This is a genomic window from Pseudomonas moraviensis (assembly GCF_900105805.1).
Classification (GTDB): domain Bacteria; phylum Pseudomonadota; class Gammaproteobacteria; order Pseudomonadales; family Pseudomonadaceae; genus Aquipseudomonas; species Aquipseudomonas moraviensis_A.
On record NZ_LT629788.1, the window covers coordinates 3,648,827 to 3,669,813 of the forward strand.

Below are 20,987 nucleotides of genomic sequence, written 5' to 3' on the forward strand. Positions count from 1 at the left end.
CACAGCGAGCGCAAAGCGACCAAAGCCGCACCGTTGCCGTCGCGGCACATTGCCAAGCGCGGCGGGGCCAGTGTACAAAGAAGCTCGCTGTTGTACTGAACCCGGCTTCACCATGCGCGATCGAAACCCTCGCTCCGCGCTCCGCATCCCGTTGAAACCGTAGCCTATTGGCGTAACGCGACATTTAATGTCAATATCGCGCCTCCCCCTATTTCGTCGCCCCGTGCGGCTTACGCCGCAGGTCTCGCCCGTTGTTCCGTTAAACAAGGCTTTGAGCATCTGCGGTCTGTAGCAAAAAGGTAGTCAATGATGAGCGCAAGGCACTTTCTCTCCCTGATGGATTGCACGCCCGAAGAGCTGGTCAGCGTGATCCGTCGAGGCGTTGAGCTCAAGGACCTGCGTAACCGCGGCGTACTGTTCGAGCCTCTGAAAAACCGCGTGCTGGGGATGATCTTCGAAAAATCCTCGACCCGCACCCGGATCTCCTTCGAGGCCGGCATGATCCAGCTCGGCGGCCAGGCGATCTTCCTGTCCCCGCGCGACACCCAACTGGGCCGTGGCGAGCCGATCAGCGACTGCGCCATCGTCATGTCGAGCATGCTCGATGCGGTGATGATCCGCACCTTCGCCCACAGCACCCTGACCGAATTCGCCGCCAACTCGCGCGTGCCGGTGATCAACGGCCTGTCCGATGATCTGCACCCGTGCCAGTTGCTGGCCGACATGCAGACCTTTCTTGAGCACCGTGGCTCGATCCAGGGCAAGACCGTGGCCTGGATCGGTGACGGCAACAACATGTGCAACAGCTATATAGAAGCGGCGATCCAGTTCGACTTCCAGCTGCGCGTCGCCTGTCCGGAAGGTTACGAGCCGAACCCTGAGTTTGTCGCCAGGGCCGGTGATCGCGTGACCATCGTCCGCGACCCGCAGGATGCCGTACGCGGCGCGCATCTGGTCAGTACCGACGTCTGGACTTCGATGGGTCAGGAAGAGGAAACTGCCAAGCGCCTCAAGCTGTTCGCGCCGTTCCAGGTCAACCGTGCCCTGCTCGACCTCGCTGCCGAGGACGTGCTGTTCATGCACTGCCTGCCGGCGCACCGTGGCGAAGAAATCAGTCTCGACCTGCTCGATGATCCGCGCTCAGTCGCCTGGGATCAGGCAGAAAACCGTCTCCACGCACAGAAGGCCCTGCTCGAGTTCCTCGTTGAACCGGCATATCACCACGCATGAGCCATGAATTACTGCTGAACCTGCGCAACCTCGCTTGCGGCTATCAAGATCAACGCGTGGTGCAGAACCTCAATCTGCACCTCAACGCCGGCGACATCGGCTGCCTGCTCGGCTCGTCCGGCTGCGGCAAGACCACCACCCTGCGCGCCATCGCCGGTTTCGAACCGGTGCATGAAGGCGAGATCACCCTGGGTGGCGAAACCCTCTCCAGTGCCGGTTTCACCCTGGCGCCGGAGAAACGCCGGATCGGCATGGTGTTTCAGGACTACGCGCTGTTTCCGCACCTGAGCGTGGCCGACAACATCGCCTTCGGCATTCGCAAGCACCCGCACAAGACGCGCGTGGTCGAAGAGCTGCTGGAACTGGTCAACCTGAAAAACCTCGGCAAGCGTTTTCCTCACGAATTGTCCGGTGGCCAGCAACAGCGCGTCGCCCTCGCCCGTGCGTTGGCGCCGGAGCCGCAACTGCTGCTGCTCGACGAGCCCTTCTCCAACCTCGATGGCGAACTGCGCCGCAAGCTCAGCCATGAGGTCCGCGACATTCTCAAGGCCCGGGGCACCAGTGCGATTCTGGTCACCCACGACCAGGAAGAAGCCTTTGCCGTCAGCGACCACGTTGGCGTGTTCAAGGAAGGTCGGCTGGAACAATGGGACACGCCCTACAACCTTTATCACGAACCGGCGACGCCGTATGTCGCCAGCTTCATCGGTCAGGGTTACTTCATTCGCGGCCAGCTGGTCAGCCCGGAGTCGGTGCAGACCGAGCTGGGTGAACTGCGCGGTAATCGTGCTTACACCTGGCCGATAGGCGGCGCGGTGGATGTGTTGCTGCGCCCGGATGACATTGTCTATGCGCCGGACAGCGCATTGCAGGCGCAGATTGTCGGCAAGACGTTCCTCGGTGCGGCGACTTTGTACCGCCTGCAACTGCCGACCGGCGCGCAGCTGGAATCGATCTTCCCAAGCCATGCCGATCATCTGGTCGGGGAGCAGGTCGGGATTCGCGTAGCGGCGGATCACCTGGTGCTGTTCCAGGCTTCGGGCAGCACGGCGGCGCAGATCCCAGCGGTGGAAAACGGCGTACGGCGATTCAGCACGAGCCTCTGATCGAACATATATTCCTGTAGGAGTGAGCCTGCTCGCGATAGCGGTTAATCAGTCGCCGAAGATGTTGACTGATAGACCGCTATCGCGAGCAGGCTCACTCCTACAAGGGATTGCGGTCAGCTCAGATGAAGGGTGCCGCTGGCCACCAACGTCGCATTGCCACCAATTTTCACCCGCTCCCCTTCCAGCCGACAGAACAATTCACCGCCCCGCGCCGAGCGCTGGCACGCGGTCAGGTTCGATTTGCCCAGGCGCTTGGCCCAGTACGGAATCAGACTGCAATGCGTCGAACCGGTCACTGGGTCCTCGTTGATGCCGATCGCCGGGGCGAAATAGCGCGAGACGAAGTCGTGCTGATTGCCGCGCGCAGTGACAATCGCACCCAGCCACGGCAGTTTCGCCAGCGCAGCCATATCGGGTTTGCAGTCGAGCACGGCCTGTTCCGACTCCAGCACCACGAACAGTTCGTTCGAGCCCAACACGTCGACAGCCTCAACACCGAGCGCCCGCTCGACATCCAGCGTCACGCCGATTTCCGAAGGTACGATGGTCGGGAAATCCAGCCATAACCGGTCGCCCTCACGGCTGACACTCAGCGCACCAGACTTGCAGGTGAAGTCGATGCGCGCTGCACTTTCCTTATGGATTTCATACAGCACAAACGCGCTGGCCAACGTCGCATGCCCACAGAGGGGTACTTCAGTAGTCGGCGTGAACCAGCGGATATGCCAGGCCTGCCCTTCGCGCACCAGAAATGCGGTTTCCGCCAGATTGTGTTCGGCGGCGATCTTCTGCATCAAGTCATCGGCCAGCCAGCTGTCGAGCCGGTAGACCATCGCCGGGTTGCCACTGAACGGCCGATCACTGAACGCGTCGACCTGATGAAACGCAAGCTGCATGGTTTTCCCCCTGAATTGGTCGACCGAGCATGCAACGGCGGCCCGGATCAGTGCCAGTGACAGAAACGCAATTTTTTCTTCATACAGCGAGCGCTCTTGTTACGCCCGGCCGATATCGGCGAACGTCGCCTGGGTGTGCTCGGCCAGTACTGCTGGCGCCAGTTCCACCTCCAGCCCTCGCCGCCCGGCACTCACATAGATAGTCGCAAAACCCTGAGCGGAATTATCGATGAAGGTACGCAGGCGTTTCTTCTGCCCGAGCGGGCTGATACCGCCCAACAGGTAGCCGGTCGAACGTTGCGCGGCAGCCGGGTCGGCCATTTCGGCTTTCTTCACCCCGGCGACATGCGCGAGCCCCTTGAGGTCGAGCGTTCCGACGACCGGCACTACGGCGACCAGCAATTCGCCTTTCTCACTGGCGGCCAGCAGGGTCTTGAACACCTGCGCCGGTTCGAGCCCGAGCTTCTCCGCTGCCTCCAGCCCATAAGACGCGGCCTTCGGATCATGTTCGTAACTGTGCACGCGATGTTCGGCACGAACTTTTTTCAACAAGTCCAACGCAGGGGTCATGGCAGCTCCGGGTTCGGCAATCTCAGAAAAAACCTGCGGCCGATTCTAGGTCATCGTGGGTTAAAAGGCTCTATTCCAAGCCGCGATTCCCGTGGTCTGCAGGTCCATGCACCCGGGGAGCCGCGCTGATCATTCATGCGGCGAATAGTTATATTGTGACTGACAGTTCACTTTCGACCTTTGACAGGTTTGTTTCTTGTCTATATTTTTTCGAATCTGAATAATGTAAGAATCATGCTCCGCGCAGTACCCAGCAGTAACCCGGGAAGCGAATGGGGATTCCGACCCGGTGAAGATCGCGCCTTGCTCCGTTGGCAAGGCGCCACACAAGAAAAAGAACCGAGGTTTTCAATGACAGCTGCTTTACCGCAACCTTCGCTTTCCGGCCAATGCATGGCCGAGTTTCTCGGCACCGCCCTACTGATCTTCTTCGGCACCGGTTGTGTCGCCGCGCTCAAAGTCGCGGGCGCCAGCTTCGGCCTGTGGGAAATCAGCATCATCTGGGGTGTCGGCGTGAGCATGGCGATCTACCTCACCGCCGGGGTATCCGGCGCGCACCTCAATCCGGCCGTGAGCATCGCTCTGGCAATCTTCGCCGACTTCGAAAAGCGCAAGCTGCCGTTCTACATCCTCGCGCAAATTGCCGGCGCCTTCTGCGGCGCGCTGCTGGTCTACACGCTGTACAGCAACCTGTTCTTCGATTACGAACAAACCCACCAGATGGTTCGTGGTTCGGCCGCCAGCCTTGAACTGGCATCGGTATTCTCCACTTACCCAAACCCGATGCTGTCGACGGCTCAGGCCTTTCTGGTCGAGATGATCATCACCGCAATCCTGATGGGCGTGATCATGGCCCTGACCGATGACAACAACGGTCTGCCAAGAGGCCCGATGGCACCGCTGCTGATCGGCTTGCTGATTGCCGTGATCGGCAGTGCGATGGGCCCGCTGACCGGTTTTGCGATGAACCCGGCGCGTGACTTTGGTCCGAAACTGATGACTTTCTTTACCGGTTGGGGTGAAATTTCCTTCACTGGCGGTCGAGATATTCCGTATTTCCTGATTCCGATTTTTGCACCGATTGTCGGTGCCTGCCTCGGCGCTGCCGGGTATCGCGGGCTCATCGCCCGTCACCTGACCGGCGCCACACCTGCTACAAAGGATGCAGAACCGGCCATTGACGGCAAACCAAGAACTTCTTGAAACAGTCGGCGCCGGCTCCTGCCCATCCGAGCCTGCGCCATGGCCCACTCTCGTTTTATTCGTCCAAGGCAATCGACATGACCGACATTCAGAACAAGAACTACATCATTGCCCTTGATCAGGGTACGACCAGCTCCCGCGCAATCATTTTCGACCGCGATGCGAACGTGGTCTGCACCGCCCAGCGCGAATTCGTTCAGCACTACCCGCAGGCCGGTTGGGTCGAGCACGACCCGATGGAAATCTTCGCCACTCAGAGCGCAGTGATGGTTGAGGCACTGGCCCAGGCCGGCCTGCATCACGACCAGGTGGCCGCGATCGGTATCACCAACCAGCGTGAAACCACCGTGGTCTGGGACAAGACCACCGGCCGTCCGGTGTACAACGCGATCGTCTGGCAGTGCCGCCGCAGCACCGAGATCTGCCAGCAGCTCAAGCGCGACGGCCACGAAGACTACATTCGTGACACCACCGGTCTGGTCACCGACCCGTACTTCTCCGGCACCAAACTGAAGTGGATCCTCGACAACGTCGAAGGCAGCCGCGAGCGTGCACGCAATGGCGAGCTGCTGTTCGGCACCGTCGATAGCTGGCTGATCTGGAAATTCACCGGCGGCAAGGTACACATCACCGACTACACCAACGCCTCGCGCACCATGCTCTTCAACATTCACTCGCTGGAGTGGGATTCGAAGATGCTGGAGATTCTCGACATCCCGCGCGAGATGCTCCCGGAAGTCAAAGCCTCTTCGGAAATCTACGGTCGCACCAAGAGCGGCATCGCCATCGGCGGTATTGCCGGCGACCAGCAGGCGGCACTGTTCGGGCAGATGTGCGTCGAGCCGGGCCAGGCGAAAAACACTTACGGCACCGGTTGCTTCCTGCTGATGAACACTGGCGACAAAGCGGTGAAATCCCAGCACGGCATGCTCACCACCATCGCTTGCGGCCCGCGCGGCGAAGTTGCCTATGCTCTGGAAGGTGCAGTGTTCAACGGCGGTTCGACCGTGCAATGGCTGCGCGATGAACTGAAAATCGTCAACGACGCCCACGACACTGAATACTTCGCCAACAAGGTCAAGGACAGCAACGGCGTCTATCTGGTGCCGGCCTTCACCGGCCTCGGCGCCCCGTACTGGGACCCGTATGCCCGGGGTGCGCTGTTCGGTCTGACTCGCGGCGTGCGCGTGGATCACATCATCCGCGCCGCGCTGGAATCGATTGCCTACCAGACCCGCGACGTACTCGACGCCATGCAACAGGACTCCGGCGAACGCCTCAAGGCCCTGCGTGTAGACGGCGGCGCGGTGGCGAACAACTTCCTCATGCAGTTCCAGGCCGACATCCTCGGCACCCAGGTCGAACGCCCGCAAATGCGCGAGACCACTGCACTGGGCGCCGCTTATCTGGCCGGTCTGGCCTGCGGTTTCTGGGGCAGCCTGGAAGAACTGCGCGGCAAAGCGGTGATCGAGCGCGAGTTCGAACCGAGCCTTGATGAAGTCGAGAAAGAGAAACTCTACAAAGGCTGGAAAAAAGCCGTCAGCCGTACCCGTGACTGGGCGCGTGAGGACGCTGAATAAGCCAACGTACAGTTCCGGAAGGGTATCTAACTGGTAGGGAGCAGATTCCTGCGGCATCATGGGCAAATTTTGCTTGGCAGCCCAAAGGAAGCCCCATGAATCTGCCTCCCCGTCAGCAGCAAATCCTCGAGCTGGTCCGCGAACGCGGCTATGTGAGCATCGAGGAGATGGCCACGCTGTTCGTTGTCACCCCGCAAACCATCCGCCGCGATATCAATCAGCTCGCGGAAGCCAATCTGCTGCGTCGCTACCACGGTGGCGCCGCTTACGATTCCAGCGTTGAAAACACCGCTTACGCGATGCGCGCCGATCAGATGCGCGACGAAAAGCAACGCATCGGCGAAGCCATCGCCGCGCAGATCCCCGATCACGCCTCGCTGTTCATCAACATCGGCACCACCACCGAATCGATCGCCCGCGCCCTGCTCAATCACAGTCACTTGAAAATCATCACCAACAACCTGCACGTCGCCTCGATGCTCAGCGCCAAGGATGATTTCGATGTGCTGTTGACCGGCGGTAACGTGCGGCGGGACGGCGGTGTGGTCGGTCAGGCGAGCGTGGACTTCATCAACCAGTTCAAGGTCGATTTCGCCCTGGTCGGCATCAGCGGGATCGATGAGGACGGTAGCCTGCTCGACTTCGATTATCAGGAAGTGCGGGTGAGCCAGGCGATCATTGCCAACGCGCGGCAGGTGATTCTCGCGGCGGACTCGAGCAAGTTCGGGCGCAACGCCATGATCCGACTGGGGCCGATCAGCCTGATCGATTGCCTGGTCACCGATCAGCAGCCGGTACCGGCGCTGGCGCAGTTGCTGAGCCAGCACAAGATTCGTCTGGAAGTCGTTTAACGCTTCCAGGCATCAAAAGATCGCAGCCTTCGGCAGCTCCTACATCTGGAATGCATTCCTTCTGTAGGAGCTGCCGAAGGCTGCGATCTTTTGCTTTTAATGTTCGGATATTTTCCTTTCTCGGCCCTTCGATGAGTTTTTTCAATCGAACGTGACTGGCTGTGCGCGTCTTTATGGGCTACCATTTTCGCAAATGAACATTAATGTTCGATTTCCAAGACATAAAACCAAAAGAACCGAGGCCAGCCGATGTCCACCTCTACCTTGCGTACGCCCCCTCTCTCCGAGATCTATGACGTTGCCGTGATTGGCGGTGGGATCAATGGCGTGGGGATCGCAGCAGATGCCGCCGGTCGCGGTCTTTCGGTGTTCCTTTGCGAAAAAGATGACCTGGCCAGCCACACCTCGTCGGCCAGCAGCAAGCTGATCCACGGTGGCTTGCGCTATCTCGAACATTACGAATTCCGTCTGGTGCGCGAAGCGCTGGCCGAGCGCGAAGTGCTGCTGGCCAAGGCGCCGCACATCGTCAAACCCATGCGTTTCGTCCTGCCGCACCGCCCGCACCTGCGTCCGGCGTGGATGATTCGTGCCGGCCTGTTCCTGTATGACAACCTCGGCAAGCGCGAAAAACTGCCGGGTTCGAAAAGCTTGAAGTTCGGCGCCGACAGCGCACTGAAAAGCGAAATCAGGAAAGGCTTCGAATACTCCGACTGCTGGGTCGACGATGCCCGCCTCGTGGTCCTGAACGCCATGGCTGCGCGCGAGAAAGGCGCCCATGTGCACACCCAGACCCGCTGCGTCAGCGCCCGCCGCACCAAGGGCCTGTGGCATCTGCATTTGGAGCGCGCCGACGGCAGTCTGTTTTCGATTACCGCCAAAGCGCTGGTCAATGCTGCCGGCCCATGGGTCGCCAAGTTCATTCGTGACGACCTGAAAATGGAATCGCCGTACGGCATCCGTTTGATTCAGGGCAGCCACGTCATCGTGCCGAAACTGTACGAAGGCGAGCACGCGCACATCCTGCAAAACGAAGATCAGCGCATCGTCTTCACCATTCCGTACCTGAACCACTTCACCCTGATCGGTACCACCGACCGTGAGTACACCGGCGACCCGGCGAAAGTGGCGATTACCGAAGGCGAAACCGATTACCTGCTGAAAGTCGTCAACGCCCACTTCAAGAAGCAAGTCAGCCGCGAAGACATCCTGCACAGCTACTCGGGTGTTAGGCCGCTGTGCAACGACGAATCCGACAACCCGTCCGCCGTCACCCGCGATTACACCCTGGCGCTTTCAGGCAACGCTGAAGAAGCGCCGCTGCTGTCGGTGTTCGGCGGCAAGCTGACTACCTATCGCAAACTCGCGGAGTCGGCGATGGCACAGTTGATGCCGTTCTTCACCCAGATGCGCCCGAGCTGGACGGCCACTGCCACCCTGCCCGGCGGCGAAGACATGACCACGCCCGAAGCCCTGAGCGCGCGGATCCGCGACAAGTTCGATTTCGTCCCGACGGAAATCGCCCGGCGCTGGGCGGTCACCTACGGCAGCCGCACCTGGCGCATGCTCGAAGGTGTGGAAAGCCTGGCTGACATGGGCGAGCACATCGGCGGCGGGCTCTACACCCGCGAAGTCGATTACCTGTGCAGCGAAGAGTGGGCGACGACGGCGCATGACATTCTGTGGCGCCGTACCAAGCTTGGATTGTTCACCACACCGGACGAGCAGCAGAAGCTGGCGACGTATCTGGGCAAGGTTGAGCAGAACCGCAAGATCGAGGCGGCTTGATCTTCGCCCCATCGCTTGAACGAAAGCCCCTGAATTGTGAGATTCAGGGGCTTTTTGTTGTCCCCGCAAGATCCAGCCCCCCCCTCACCCCAGCCCTCTCCCCCCAAGGGGGGCGAGGGGGAAAGGGAGCAGATTTGGGGAAATCCTCCAGTCCTGCGCGATGGGGAAAGGGAGCAGATGGGGGTAATCCTCAAGTCCTGCGCGAGGGGAGAAAGGGAGCAGATATTCATGCTTTTCATGACCTGAGTTCGGCTCGACATTTCAGGTCGGCGAAGCTCGCAAGAACAACTCGGTCAGTCCCCTCTCCCTCCGGGAGAGGGTTAGGGTGAGGGGCTTTTGATTTCAGCGCCCCAGATGCGCTAATAGAAAATCGATAAACACCCGCGATTTCTGCGGCAGATGCGGCATATCAGGAAACACCAGGCTGATCGGCTGTGACGGCAGCGAGTATTCCGGCAACACGCGCACCAGATGCCCGCAGGCCATATCGTCTTCAACCATCCACGCCGGCAACACCGACACGCCCAGCGACGACAAGGTCATCGAACGAATCGCCGTCGAGGAATTTGACTGGAATTGACGCGTGCCATTGACCTCGACCCCCTCCCCCACACCATCGCGTAAAACCCACTGCGTCGGCGCCAGCAAATTGCTGTTGGCGATCCACGGTGCGGCATCGAGATCCTGAGGCGTTTTTACCGGATGGCGGGCCAGAAACCTTTCAGTCGCCACCAGCACAATTTCATACTCCGCCAGTTTCCGGCTCTTGAAAGCCGAGTCCGCCAGGTTGCCCAAGCGAACCACCAGATCCAGCCGTTCGGCGAGCAGATCGTTGAGCGAAGAGTTGAAGTCGTAGCACAGGCGGATGTCCGGATAGCGCTCGGCGAATAACGGAATCAGCGGCAGGATGAATCGCTCGCCGTATTCACTGGTGGAACTGATCCGCAACGTGCCCGAAACGCGGTTTGTGCCGTGCATCACCCTGTCGAAGGCAGTGTCGATATCGGCCACGATGGTTTTGAATTCGTTGTAAAAGCTTTGCCCGGCCTCGGTCAGAGACACAGCACGACTGTTGCGCATCAGCAGCGTTGTAGACAACGCCGCTTCCAGCGCCTTGATGTGCAGGCTGACCATGGCCCGGCTGAGGTTGAGATGGCTGGCAGCCTTGGTGAACGAACCCAGTTCGGCGATCGCCAGAAACGTCTGTACCCGGTTCAAGTGCGTATGCAGGGCGCCCTGCGTCACGGTTCAATCCCTTCAAACATTGTGTTCAGCCCCAGTGCATCGACGGCCGGAGTCTATCGCCCCTATGCTTGACGACAAAGGGGAAAACACCATGAGTTACCGCTATAAAGTCGCGTCGGTTTTCCTGCTCGGCTTCTTTATCGACTGCATCAACATCTTCATGTCGGCGGTGGCGCTGCCCAGTCTGTCGGCAACACTGCACGTCAACAGCTCAGCGGTGGCGTGGGTTGGCAATGCTTACATTCTCGGCCTGACGCTGATCGTTCCGGTGAGCACCTGGCTGGCCGCACGCTGGGGCAGCCGCGAAATCCTGACGGCCTCGATGTTGCTGTTTGCAGCAGCGGTATGGCTGTGCGGCCAGGCCGACAGCTTCGAGGAACTGGTGATCTGGCGCTTCATCCAGGGCATCGGCGGCGGCCTGCTGATTCCGGTCGGGCAGGCGCTGGCGTTCAATCTTTTCCAGGGTGAGCAACGGGCGAGAATATCCACGCTGGTGATGGCCGTCGCACTGCTCGCACCAGCGATTTCGCCCACCGTGGGCGGCGTCATTGTCGACATCAGTTCCTGGCGCTGGGTGTTCTACAGCAACATTCCGTTTTCGCTGCTTGCCGCCGGGTTGTCCTGGTTGTGGATCAGGGAAAGCCGCCCCGCCAGACTTCAACGCCCGGATATCAAAGGCCTGTTGCTGGTCAGCGCGGCGCTCGCCAGTCTGCTGATGGGGATGTCGCTGTACGGCGGCGACTATCCTCTAATGGCAGCGCTGGGTTTTGTCATGGCGGGGCTGATATTCATCGCGCTGTATCTGCTGCACTACCGCCGCTGCAACAACCCGATCATCGACTTGAGCCTGCTCAAAAGCAAAAAACTCAGCACGTCGATTTTCATCTATTACGCGATTCCGGGCGTGTTCACCGGGGTCAACCTGATGAGCATTTTCTACCTGCAGAGCACCCTGCACTTCAGCGCCCGGCTGACGGGAATGTTCATGCTCCTCTACGCCATCGGTGCGTTCATTGCGATGACGATTGGCGGCCGGGTCTACAACCGGGTTGGCGCCAGGCGCCTGTTTACCCTCGGCATGCTGTTGCACAGTGGCGGCATTGCCACGCTGGTGCTGGTCAGTGCGCCAGGTGATCTGTGGATCATCGTGATCGCTTACAGCCTGATGGGCATCGGTGGCGGCATCGGTGCCAATACCGCGCAGACCACCTCCATGATGGACTTCGCCGACGGCGATATGCACAAGGCCAGTGTCATCTGGAACATCAATCGCCAGATGTCTTTCAGCCTCGGCGCCGCACTGTTTCTGATGATCTTCAACGTGCTGCTCCAGCGGCTCGACACCACGCCGGCCTATCACCTGACGTTCGCGATTGCAGCGCTGATCGGGCTTTTCCCGCTGCTGCAGATGCATCAACTCTCCCCTGCAAAGGAACGCCCATGACAAACGATCCCATCGAACAGGCCGAACACAGTATTCACCACGTCCACGAGCTGATCCTTCGGGTGTTCACCGATGCCGACGGCATGGGCGCCGCGAGCATCGAGCCGTTGATGCAGGCATTTGCCGAAGATTTCAGCATGCTCGGTATCTCGGCGATTCCGTTGGACCGCTGCGAAGTGGAGCAACTGTTCAGGGGTGCCGTGGGCGCCAGAAAGGGACTCGATATCGAGATCAGTGATTTGCACACGGTATGGCAGCAGGACGACAGGCTGGCCATGAGCTACGTAGAAACCCATCGCCTGGACGGCGCTGAACACTCGCGGGCGTCGGTGGCGATCCTGAGCGCGCAGCCAGCCGGGGTGAAGTGGCTGTATTTGCATGAAACGTCACTGAGCCGGGAAGCCTGAGACCGCGAGTTACAAACATTCGGTTTTCCGAACGCGACTCCTCAGTCGGTTCGGTTAACCGGATCAGCCTCCCATCAAATTGCCGCCACAAAAGTTTAATAACGTTATAAAACAAGGCATTAACCAATGGCGCCTGCTCTGGCACGAGTCATGCTCTACACTCTCTCGACGAATGCCTGTTGTGCCAACACTTCAGGAGCCGTCAGGCATTCGAAGCACAAAAAGGGCCGACAAACTGGCTCCATAAAAAAAACAAAGTCGAGGAAAATTTGATGCGCATCGTTCCCCATATCCTGGGCGCAGCCATTGCTGCCGCTCTGATCAGCACGCCAGTTTTCGCCGCCGAGCTCACCGGCACCCTGAAGAAGATCAAAGAGTCCGGTGTCATCACCCTTGGCCACCGTGACGCCTCCATTCCGTTCTCCTACATCGCTGATGCGTCCGGCAAGCCGGTCGGCTACTCGCACGATATCCAGCTGGCCATCGTCGAAGCGATCAAGAAAGACCTCGACCTGCCGAACCTGCAAGTCAAATACAACCTCGTCACCTCGCAGACCCGTATCCCGCTGGTGCAGAACGGCACCGTGGACGTCGAGTGCGGTTCGACCACCAACAACGTCGAGCGTCAGCAGCAGGTCGACTTCTCCGTCGGCATCTTCGAAATCGGTACCCGTCTTCTGTCCAAGAAAGACTCCAAGTACAAGGATTTCGACGATCTGAAAGGCAAGAACGTCGTGACCACCGCCGGCACCACCTCCGAGCGCATCCTCAAGGCGATGAACGCCGACAAGCAGATGGGCATGAACGTCATCTCCGCCAAAGACCACGGCGAGTCCTTCCAGATGCTGGAATCGGGCCGTGCCGTTGCGTTCATGATGGACGACGCCCTGCTCGCCGGCGAAGCGGCCAAGGCCAAGAAAGCCACCGATTGGGAAGTGACCGGCACGCCACAGTCGTACGAAATCTACGGCTGCATGGTGCGCAAGGGTGATGCGCCGTTCAAAAAGGCTGTGGATGACGCGATCGTCGCCACCTATAAATCGGGCGAGATCAACAAGATCTACGACAAGTGGTTCATGGCGCCAATCCCGCCAAAAGGTCTGAACCTGAACTTCCCGATGAGCGACGAGCTCAAGGCGCTGATCGCCACTCCGACCGACAAAGCGGCTGACGACAAAAAGTCCTGATTTTCTGACTAACCTTATCCCCTGAGGAGGCGCCTGCCTTTTCAGGGGATGGTCACTCCCTGCTGGCATTTTTCTGGAAACACTCGAACCGGTGGCTGTCGAGCCGATCGCGTGTGCCCGGTCTTTGAAAAAAGACTGGGGAGGGAACGGAGTTCCCCAGGCGGGCACTTGTACATCGATCGAATCGAGGGGAGACCCTAATGAATTACAACTGGGACTGGGGCGTGTTCTTCAAGTCCACCGGCGTGGGCAGCGAGACCTATCTCGACTGGTTCATCTCCGGTCTGGGCTGGACCATCGCCATCGCCGTCGTGGCGTGGATCATCGCCCTGCTGCTCGGCTCGCTGCTGGGCATCATGCGTACCGTGCCGAACCGCATCGTATCCGGCATTGCGACCTGCTACGTCGAGCTGTTCCGTAACGTGCCGCTGCTGGTGCAGCTGTTCATCTGGTACTTCCTGGTACCCGATCTGCTGCCGGCGGATCTGCAGGAGTGGTACAAGCAGGACCTCAACCCGACCACTTCGGCCTACCTGAGCGTGGTCGTCTGCCTGGGTCTGTTCACCGCCGCCCGTGTCTGCGAGCAAGTGCGCACCGGTATCCAGGCGTTGCCTCGTGGCCAGGAATCCGCCGCCCGCGCGATGGGTTTCAAACTGCCGCAGATCTACTGGAACGTGCTGCTGCCCCAGGCCTACCGGATCATCATTCCGCCGCTCACCTCGGAATTCCTCAACGTGTTCAAGAACTCCTCCGTGGCGTCCCTGATCGGTTTGATGGAATTGCTGGCGCAGACCAAACAGACCGCCGAGTTCTCGGCCAACCTGTTCGAAGCGTTCACTTTGGCGACGCTGATCTATTTCACCCTCAACATGAGCCTGATGCTGCTGATGCGCCTGGTCGAGAAGAAAGTCGCGGTGCCCGGCCTGATCTCCGTGGGGGGTAAATAATGGAATTCGATTTCAGTGGCATCGTCCCGGCCATTCCCGGTTTGTGGAACGGTATGGTGATGACCCTCAAGCTGATGGCCATGGGCGTGATCGGCGGGATGATTCTCGGCACGATCCTCGCGCTGTGCCGTCTGTCGCACAACAAGTTGCTGTCGAGCATTGCTGGCGCCTACGTCAACTATTTCCGCTCGATTCCGCTGCTGCTGGTGATCACCTGGTTCTACCTGGCGGTGCCGTTCGTGCTGCGCTGGATCACTGGCGAAGACACGCCGATCGGTGCGTTCACCTCCTGCGTCGTGGCATTCATGATGTTCGAAGCGGCGTACTTCTGCGAAATCGTCCGTGCCGGTGTGCAGTCGATTTCCAAGGGCCAGATGGGTGCTGCACAAGCACTGGGCATGAACTACGGACAGATGATGCGCCTGATCATCCTGCCGCAGGCGTTCCGCAAGATGACCCCGCTGTTGCTGCAGCAGAGCATCATCCTGTTCCAGGACACCTCGCTGGTCTACACCGTGGGCCTGGTGGATTTCCTCAACGCCTCGCGGGCCAGCGGCGACATCATCGGCCGCTCCAATGAGTTCCTGATTTTCGCCGGTCTCGTGTACTTCATCATCAGCTTCGCCGCCTCGCGGTTGGTCAAGCGTCTGCAGAAAAGGTTCGCCGTATGATCTCTATCAAAAACATCAACAAGTGGTATGGGGACTTCCAGGTGCTGACTGATTGCAGCACCGAGGTCAAGAAAGGCGAAGTGATCGTGGTCTGCGGCCCGTCGGGTTCCGGCAAATCGACGCTGATCAAGTGCGTCAACGCCCTGGAGCCGTTCCAGAAAGGTGACGTGGTGGTTGACGGCACGTCGATCGCCGACCCGAAGACCAACCTGCCGAAACTGCGTTCGCGGGTCGGCATGGTGTTCCAGCATTTCGAACTGTTCCCGCATCTGACCATCACCGAAAACCTGACCATCGCGCAGATCAAGGTGCTTGGCCGCAGCAAGGAAGAGGCGACCAAAAAAGGCCTGCAACTGCTTGAGCGCGTCGGCCTGTCGGCGCACGCCCACAAGCATCCGGGGCAACTGTCCGGTGGTCAGCAACAGCGAGTGGCGATTGCCCGTGCGCTGGCGATGGACCCGATCGTCATGCTGTTCGACGAACCGACCTCGGCGCTCGACCCGGAAATGGTCAACGAAGTACTCGACGTGATGGTGCAACTGGCCCACGAAGGCATGACCATGATGTGCGTGACCCACGAAATGGGCTTCGCCCGTAAAGTCGCCGACCGGGTGATTTTCATGGATCAGGGCAAGATCATCGAAGACTGCCCGAAAGAGGAATTCTTCGGCGACATCAGCGCCCGCTCCGAACGCGCGCAGCACTTCCTCGAGAAAATCCTGCAGCACTAACAGCACCACCGATCTGCCCTTTGTGGCGAGGGAGCTTGCTCCCGCTGGGTCGCGCTGCGGCCGCAAAACCTGCAAATTGCGTTGTTTCCGACACAACGCATTCGCAGTGTTTACGACTGCTTCGCAGCCGAGCGGGAGCAAGCTCCCTCGCCACAGGTTCCAGGCTCGACCAAACCAGTGCGTCGTCCGCGGCAGCGCTGGTTGACCCAAGGCATCTGTGATGAAATGCGACCCCACTCTTTATCGCGCTGCAGAGCCATCACTTGCCGTGAAGCCCCGTCTGATCCGTCATCTGTTCCTGCCGCCGCTGATCATCGCCCTGATGGTCGGACTGGGGTTCATCGGCTTCTGGACCAGTGAACACTTCGGCATCCGCAGCCTCGGCGAGAACGGCCAGCGTCAGCTGGAACTGCATGCCCGTGCGGTCGAAAGTGAAATCAGCAAATACACCTACCTGCCCAGCCTGCTGGAACTCGAAACCAGCGTCCCGCAGTTGCTGGCCGACCCGACCCCGGAGCACCGGCAGACGGTCAATGATTACCTCGAAGGCCTGAACCGCCGTAGCCGCAGCCGCGCCATCTACGTGATGGACACCACTGGCCGGGTCATGGCCACCAGCAACTGGCGCGATGTCGACAGTTACCTGGGCGAAGACCTGTCCTTTCGCGCCTATTTCAAGGATGCCGTGCGCGGCCAGCCCGGGCGTTTCTACGGCATTGGCAGCACCAATGGCGAGCCCGGCTATTACCTGGCCCACGGCCTCGAAGAGCACGGCAAGATCATCGGCGTGGCGGTGGTCAAAGTGCGTCTGGAAGCCATGGAAGAGCGCTGGCAACGGGCGCGTCTGGAAGCGTTCGTCAGCGACGAGAACGGCATCATCATTCTGTCCAGCGATCCGGCCAGGCGGTTGAAATCGGTGATCCCGCTCAGCGATGAGGTCAAGGAAAAACTCGCCCGCAGCCTGCAGTATTACTGGTTCCCGCTAAACGAACTGCAACCACTGGCCCGCGAGACGCTGGCCGAAGGCGTGGAGAAACTGACCTTCCCGGCCAACAGCGAATTGCAGCCCGACGAAGACGACATCAGTTATCTGGCGCAAACCCGACTGCTGAGCGACACGCCGTGGAATTTCACCCTGCTCACGCCATTGCAGGACCTGCGCCGCGAAGCCATCAACCAAGGCATTCTGGTGGCCGTTGCGTTTGCCCTGTTCGCCTTCCTGCTGATTGCCTGGAACGAGCGGCGCAAAGTCCTCGCCACCCGCCTCGCCGCCCGCGAAGCCCTGCAGGAAGCCAACAGCCAATTGGAGCGTCGGATTACCGAACGCACCGCCGACTTGCGCGCCAGCAACGAACGGCTGAAGAGTCAGATCCGCGAGCGTCGCCAGGCCGAAGAGACCTTGCGCCGTGCCCAGGATGAACTGGTGCAGGCCGGCAAACTCGCCGCCATCGGGCAGATGTCGACCAGCATCGCCCATGAATTGAACCAGCCGCTGGCAGCCATGCGCACGCTGTCGGGCAACACCGTGCGCTTTCTCGAGCGCGGCCAGCTCGACGTCGCCAGCACCAATCTCAAGACCATCAATGATTTGATCGACCGCATGGGCCGGATCACCGCCAGCCTGCGCTCGTTTGCCCGGCGTGGAGACAACAAGGGCCAGGCCAGTCTCGGCAAAGCCGTCGATGCCGCGTTGCAAGTGCTGGGCGCGCGCGTGGAAAACACCGCGCTGCAGATTCACCGGCAGTTTGCCGATGTGCAATTAGTGATAGATCAGACCCGCCTCGAACAGATCCTCGTCAACCTGATCGGCAACGCTCTCGACGCCATGCACGCGCAACCGCAGCCGCAATTGTGGCTGGAGGGTGAAGAGTTCAACGGCAAGTATCGCCTGCGGGTGCGCGACAACGGCCATGGCATCGACGCCGAAGCGCGCAAGCATCTGTTCGAACCGTTCTTCACCACCAAACCCGGCGAGCAAGGCCTGGGACTGGGCCTGACCCTGTCCGCCAGCCTCGCCGCTGCCACCGGCGGGCATCTGGGTGTCGAACACCCGGCCGGCGGTGGCACCACCTTCGTCCTCAGTTTACCGTTGGTAAGCCCTCTTTCTGCCGAGCCAATATGAACCCCGAACTCAGTGTGCTGATTGTCGAAGACGACCCCCATGTGCTGCTCGGCTGCCAACAGGCGCTGACCCTCGAAGACATCCCGTGCATCGGCGTGGGCAGCGCCGAAGAAGCGCTGGCGCAGGTCGGCGACAACTTTGCCGGCATCGTTATCAGCGACATCCGCCTGCCGGGCATCGATGGCCTGGAACTGCTCACCCGTCTCAAGCAACGTGACCGCAGCCTGCCGGTGGTGCTGATCACCGGCCACGGCGACATCTCCATGGCCGTCGGCGCCATGCAGAAAGGCGCCTATGATTTCATGGAAAAACCGTTCTCCCCGGAGCGTCTGGTGGACGTCGCGCGGCGGGCGCTGGAGCAACGCAGCCTCGCCCGTGAAGTGTCATCGCTGCGTCGGCAACTGGCTGAACGCGATTCGCTGGAAGGGCGGATTATCGGCCGCTCACCTGCGATGCAGAACCTGCGCGAACTGATCGCCAACGTGGCCGACACCTCGGCCAACGTCTTGATCGAAGGCGAGACCGGCACCGGCAAGGAACTGGTCGCCCGCTGCCTGCACGATTTCAGTCGGCGCCACAGCAAACAGTTCGTCGCGCTGAACTGCGGCGGTCTGCCGGAAAACCTTTTTGAAAGCGAGATCTTCGGCCACGAAGCCAACGCCTTCACCGGCGCCGGCAAACGCCGCATCGGCAAGATCGAACACGCCGACGGCGGCACGCTGTTCCTCGATGAAGTGGAAAGCATGCCGCTGCCATTGCAGATCAAACTGCTGCGCGTATTGCAGGAACGCACCCTCGAACGCCTCGGCTCGAACCAGAGCGTGGCGGTGGATTGCCGAGTGATTGCGGCGACCAAATCCGACCTTGATGAGTCGAGCAAGGCCGGCGAATTTCGCAGCGACTTGTACTACCGCCTCAACGTCGTGACCCTGGAATTGCCACCGTTGCGCGAACGTCGCGAAGACATCCTGCAACTGTTCGAACACTTCACCCAGCAGTCGGCGCTGCGCTTTGATCGCGCGCTGCCGGAGCTGGACAACCAGACCCTGTCGAACCTGATGAGCCACGACTGGCCGGGTAACGTGCGCGAATTGCGCAACGTCGCCGAACGTTTCGCCCTCGGCCTGCCGGCCTTCAAGAAATCCGGGGCCAGCGCCGGCCAGGGCCTGGCGTTTGCCGAAGCGGTGGAAGCCTTCGAGCGCAACCTTCTGGTCGACGCCTTGCAACGCAGCGGCGGCAACCTGACCCAGGCCAGCCAGGAACTGGGCATGGCCAAGACCACGCTGTTCGACAAAGTCAAAAAGTACGGGTTGAGCCACTGATGGATCTGATTCTGAAAGCAGCGATCGGCGCCGCAGTGGTGCTGATCCTCGCGGCACTGTCGAAGACCAGAAACTACTACATCGCCGGCCTGGTGCCGCTGTTTCCGACCTTTGCCCTGATTGCGCATTACATCGTCGGCAAGGGCCGCTCGGTCGACGACCTGAAGACCACGATCGTGTTTGGCATGTGGTCGATCATTCCGTACTTCATCTATCTGGCGACGTTGTACGTGATGGTCGACCGGATGCGGCTCGAAGCATCGCTGGCCGTGGCGGCGGTGGCGTGGTTGATGGCGGCGACGGTACTGGTCACGGTCTGGGTGCGGCTGCACAGTTAAGATCAAAGGCTGCCCTCACCCCAGCCCTCTCCCGGAGGGAGAGGGAGCCGACCGCAGGGTGCTTCAAATTACATCGACCTGAGAAACCGAGTCGATTACGGATGCGTAACTTGAACGCGTTTTCATAATCGACCCGCTCATTCAGGTCGGCGGATAGCGCAAGACACCTCCGTAAGTCCCCTCTCCCTCCGGGAGAGGGTCAGGGTGAGGGGCTCTTGATCTTCAGCAGCTAAAGCAGATTCCCCTTCGCCACCGGCTCAACCTGCGCCCAATGCGAAGTGTCCTCGCGATGCGCCTGCAGATGCGGCAGCACCGCCGCCAGCAACGGCTCCTTGAACGCCTCCTGAAACCGATGCGCCAATCCCGGAATCAGCCTCAGTTGACTGCCCTGAATGTGCGCCGCCAGATGCACCCCGTGCATCACCGGCAGCAGCGGATCCGCTGTGCCATGCACCACCAGGGTCGGCACGCGCAACTGATTGAGCAAGGCGACACGGCTAGGCTCGGCAAGGATCGCCATGATCTGCCGCTTCACGCCCTCGGGGTTGAACGCACGATCATAGGACGCCGCCGCCTGCTGCAACAGCGCCTGCCGATCATCGCTGACTGCCGGACTGCCCAACGCGGCCAGCAAATCCGCCTGCTGTTCCAGCGCCACCTCACGATTGGGCGCACCGCGCCGCGAGAGCAATTGCACCAGCGCCGCACTCGGAGCCGGCAGGCCTTCGGCACCGGAAGTGGTCATGATCAGCGTCAGGCTTTCCACCCGCTGCGGCGCCATCGCCGCCATGTGCTGGGCAATCATCCCGCCCATGCTCGCGCCGAGTACGTGGAATTGCTCGACCTGCAGCGCGGTCATCAAACCCAGCGCATCGTCGGCCATGTCGGTCAGGCTGTACGGCGCCGAAATCGGCAAGCCGAGCTTGTAGCGCAGCACTTCGAACGTCAGGTTGGCCTGCGCCGGTGCCTGACGCCAGGTCGACAGGCCGGCGTCGCGGTTGTCATAACGAATCACCCGAAAACCCTGCTGACACAGGGCGACTACCACCTCATCCGGCCAATGGATCAACTGCCCACCCAGGCCCATGACCAGCAGCAATGCCGGATCCGAAGCACGACCGATGCTTTGATAGGCAAGGCTGACTTGCGGCAGATCAACGTGCTCGGTCGGCACGTTCACATCACAGCGCCCTGCTGCAAACGAGCCGGCCCCGAACAAAAGCGCGGCCAACGCGGCCGCGACTGAAAAAAATCTCTTCAACATGAAAAAACACCAAAACGCAGCACCCCAGTAGAGCGCGAGTCTGATGAAGTTCGTGCGAGCGCGCTGCCACACTTCCATGACAGTT

Annotated in this window: 19 protein-coding genes; 15 read left to right on the plus strand and 4 right to left on the minus strand. The window is 60.3% G+C overall.

From position 1 onward, the window contains the following. The first annotated feature begins 309 nt into the window (after window positions 1-309). Both argF and BLU71_RS16195 read left to right on the plus strand, forming a co-directional pair. Complete coding sequence (gene argF, locus BLU71_RS16190; RefSeq protein ID WP_039758373.1) at window positions 310-1,230, plus strand: ornithine carbamoyltransferase; 921 nt, start codon at window positions 310-312, stop codon at window positions 1,228-1,230. Then, window positions 1,227-2,336: an ABC transporter ATP-binding protein gene (locus BLU71_RS16195; RefSeq protein ID WP_083353490.1), complete on the plus strand. Its 1,110-nt coding sequence runs from the start codon at window positions 1,227-1,229 to the stop codon at window positions 2,334-2,336. The genes argF and BLU71_RS16195 overlap by 4 nt, the downstream gene beginning before the upstream one ends. Window positions 2,337-2,452: 116 nt before the next feature. On the opposite strand, the gene BLU71_RS16200 is transcribed toward BLU71_RS16195, so the two are convergent. After that, entirely contained in the window at window positions 2,453-3,235 is a 783-nt protein-coding gene (locus BLU71_RS16200; protein WP_042607372.1) for a PhzF family phenazine biosynthesis protein, read from the minus strand. Between the two features lie 99 nt (window positions 3,236-3,334). Beyond that, a complete protein-coding gene (gene ybaK / locus BLU71_RS16205) occupies window positions 3,335-3,805 on the minus strand; it encodes a Cys-tRNA(Pro) deacylase (RefSeq protein WP_083353491.1) in 471 nt (156 codons plus the stop codon). A 351-nt stretch (window positions 3,806-4,156) separates the two neighbouring features. Between ybaK and BLU71_RS16210 the strand changes: the two genes are divergently transcribed. From BLU71_RS16210 to glpD, 4 genes are all read left to right on the plus strand, one after another. Then, entirely contained in the window at window positions 4,157-5,008 is an 852-nt protein-coding gene (locus tag BLU71_RS16210; RefSeq protein ID WP_064365096.1) for an MIP/aquaporin family protein, read from the plus strand. 77 nt (window positions 5,009-5,085) lie between these two features. After that, window positions 5,086-6,588: a glycerol kinase GlpK gene (gene glpK / locus BLU71_RS16215; protein WP_083353492.1), complete on the plus strand. Its 1,503-nt coding sequence runs from the start codon at window positions 5,086-5,088 to the stop codon at window positions 6,586-6,588. Between the two features lie 95 nt (window positions 6,589-6,683). Beyond that, window positions 6,684-7,439, plus strand: a complete 756-nt coding sequence (locus tag BLU71_RS16220) for a DeoR/GlpR family transcriptional regulator (RefSeq protein WP_007953179.1) — start codon at window positions 6,684-6,686, stop codon at window positions 7,437-7,439. A 249-nt stretch (window positions 7,440-7,688) separates the two neighbouring features. Continuing rightward, complete coding sequence (gene glpD, locus BLU71_RS16225) at window positions 7,689-9,224, plus strand: glycerol-3-phosphate dehydrogenase (RefSeq protein ID WP_042607376.1); 1,536 nt, start codon at window positions 7,689-7,691, stop codon at window positions 9,222-9,224. A 342-nt stretch (window positions 9,225-9,566) separates the two neighbouring features. Here glpD and BLU71_RS16230 read toward each other — a convergent pair whose 3' ends face one another. Then, entirely contained in the window at window positions 9,567-10,454 is an 888-nt protein-coding gene (locus BLU71_RS16230; protein WP_083354347.1) for a LysR family transcriptional regulator, read from the minus strand. A 106-nt stretch (window positions 10,455-10,560) separates the two neighbouring features. Between BLU71_RS16230 and BLU71_RS16235 the strand changes: the two genes are divergently transcribed. From BLU71_RS16235 to BLU71_RS16275, 9 genes are all read left to right on the plus strand, one after another. Further along, window positions 10,561-11,913, plus strand: a complete 1,353-nt coding sequence (locus tag BLU71_RS16235) for an MFS transporter (protein ID WP_083354348.1) — start codon at window positions 10,561-10,563, stop codon at window positions 11,911-11,913. Then, window positions 11,910-12,320, plus strand: a complete 411-nt coding sequence (locus BLU71_RS16240) for a DUF4440 domain-containing protein (protein WP_083353493.1) — start codon at window positions 11,910-11,912, stop codon at window positions 12,318-12,320. The genes BLU71_RS16235 and BLU71_RS16240 overlap by 4 nt, the downstream gene beginning before the upstream one ends. 272 nt (window positions 12,321-12,592) lie before the next feature. Continuing rightward, window positions 12,593-13,507 carry a glutamate/aspartate ABC transporter substrate-binding protein gene (locus BLU71_RS16245; protein ID WP_042607378.1) on the plus strand — a complete coding sequence of 305 codons (915 nt, stop codon included), beginning with the start codon at window positions 12,593-12,595 and terminating at the stop codon, window positions 13,505-13,507. 200 nt (window positions 13,508-13,707) lie between these two features. Further along, window positions 13,708-14,454, plus strand: coding sequence for an amino acid ABC transporter permease (locus BLU71_RS16250; RefSeq protein ID WP_042607379.1), 747 nt, complete (start codon window positions 13,708-13,710; stop codon window positions 14,452-14,454). Beyond that, window positions 14,454-15,125, plus strand: a complete 672-nt coding sequence (locus BLU71_RS16255) for an amino acid ABC transporter permease (RefSeq protein ID WP_016773391.1) — start codon at window positions 14,454-14,456, stop codon at window positions 15,123-15,125. Before BLU71_RS16250 ends, BLU71_RS16255 begins: the two co-directional genes overlap by 1 nt. After that, entirely contained in the window at window positions 15,122-15,856 is a 735-nt protein-coding gene (locus tag BLU71_RS16260) for an amino acid ABC transporter ATP-binding protein (RefSeq protein ID WP_016773390.1), read from the plus strand. The genes BLU71_RS16255 and BLU71_RS16260 overlap by 4 nt, the downstream gene beginning before the upstream one ends. A 220-nt stretch (window positions 15,857-16,076) precedes the next feature. Beyond that, window positions 16,077-17,978 (plus strand): sensor histidine kinase, encoded by a 1,902-nt coding sequence (locus BLU71_RS16265; RefSeq protein ID WP_065616662.1) that lies wholly within the window; start codon window positions 16,077-16,079, stop codon window positions 17,976-17,978. After that, window positions 17,975-19,300: a sigma-54-dependent transcriptional regulator gene (locus BLU71_RS16270; RefSeq protein ID WP_024014166.1), complete on the plus strand. Its 1,326-nt coding sequence runs from the start codon at window positions 17,975-17,977 to the stop codon at window positions 19,298-19,300. Before BLU71_RS16265 ends, BLU71_RS16270 begins: the two co-directional genes overlap by 4 nt. Window positions 19,301-19,308: 8 nt before the next feature. Then, complete coding sequence (locus tag BLU71_RS16275; RefSeq protein ID WP_172667875.1) at window positions 19,309-19,638, plus strand: GlpM family protein; 330 nt, start codon at window positions 19,309-19,311, stop codon at window positions 19,636-19,638. Window positions 19,639-19,867: 229 nt separating this feature from the next. Here the strand turns inward: BLU71_RS16275 and BLU71_RS16280 are convergent, their stop codons facing one another. Then, window positions 19,868-20,902, minus strand: coding sequence for an alpha/beta fold hydrolase (locus BLU71_RS16280; RefSeq protein WP_083354349.1), 1,035 nt, complete (start codon window positions 20,900-20,902; stop codon window positions 19,868-19,870). Window positions 20,903-20,987: the final 85 nt, after the last annotated feature.

What these genes read in the sequence shown, in the direction of transcription:
- argF (WP_039758373.1), top strand. Translation starts at nt 310, where the DNA reads ATGAGCGCAAGGCACTTTCTCTCCCTGATGGATTGCACGCCCGAAGAG.
- BLU71_RS16195 (WP_083353490.1), top strand. Translation starts at nt 1,227, where the DNA reads ATGAGCCATGAATTACTGCTGAACCTGCGCAACCTCGCTTGCGGCTAT.
- BLU71_RS16200 (WP_042607372.1), bottom strand. Translation starts at nt 3,235, where the DNA reads ATGCAGCTTGCGTTTCATCAGGTCGACGCGTTCAGTGATCGGCCGTTC.
- ybaK (WP_083353491.1), bottom strand. Translation starts at nt 3,805, where the DNA reads ATGACCCCTGCGTTGGACTTGTTGAAAAAAGTTCGTGCCGAACATCGC.
- BLU71_RS16210 (WP_064365096.1), top strand. Translation starts at nt 4,157, where the DNA reads ATGACAGCTGCTTTACCGCAACCTTCGCTTTCCGGCCAATGCATGGCC.
- glpK (WP_083353492.1), top strand. Translation starts at nt 5,086, where the DNA reads ATGACCGACATTCAGAACAAGAACTACATCATTGCCCTTGATCAGGGT.
- BLU71_RS16220 (WP_007953179.1), top strand. Translation starts at nt 6,684, where the DNA reads ATGAATCTGCCTCCCCGTCAGCAGCAAATCCTCGAGCTGGTCCGCGAA.
- glpD (WP_042607376.1), top strand. Translation starts at nt 7,689, where the DNA reads ATGTCCACCTCTACCTTGCGTACGCCCCCTCTCTCCGAGATCTATGAC.
- BLU71_RS16235 (WP_083354348.1), top strand. Translation starts at nt 10,561, where the DNA reads ATGAGTTACCGCTATAAAGTCGCGTCGGTTTTCCTGCTCGGCTTCTTT.
- BLU71_RS16240 (WP_083353493.1), top strand. Translation starts at nt 11,910, where the DNA reads ATGACAAACGATCCCATCGAACAGGCCGAACACAGTATTCACCACGTC.
- BLU71_RS16245 (WP_042607378.1), top strand. Translation starts at nt 12,593, where the DNA reads ATGCGCATCGTTCCCCATATCCTGGGCGCAGCCATTGCTGCCGCTCTG.
- BLU71_RS16250 (WP_042607379.1), top strand. Translation starts at nt 13,708, where the DNA reads ATGAATTACAACTGGGACTGGGGCGTGTTCTTCAAGTCCACCGGCGTG.
- BLU71_RS16255 (WP_016773391.1), top strand. Translation starts at nt 14,454, where the DNA reads ATGGAATTCGATTTCAGTGGCATCGTCCCGGCCATTCCCGGTTTGTGG.
- BLU71_RS16260 (WP_016773390.1), top strand. Translation starts at nt 15,122, where the DNA reads ATGATCTCTATCAAAAACATCAACAAGTGGTATGGGGACTTCCAGGTG.
- BLU71_RS16265 (WP_065616662.1), top strand. Translation starts at nt 16,077, where the DNA reads ATGAAATGCGACCCCACTCTTTATCGCGCTGCAGAGCCATCACTTGCC.
- BLU71_RS16270 (WP_024014166.1), top strand. Translation starts at nt 17,975, where the DNA reads ATGAACCCCGAACTCAGTGTGCTGATTGTCGAAGACGACCCCCATGTG.
- BLU71_RS16280 (WP_083354349.1), bottom strand. Translation starts at nt 20,902, where the DNA reads ATGTTGAAGAGATTTTTTTCAGTCGCGGCCGCGTTGGCCGCGCTTTTG.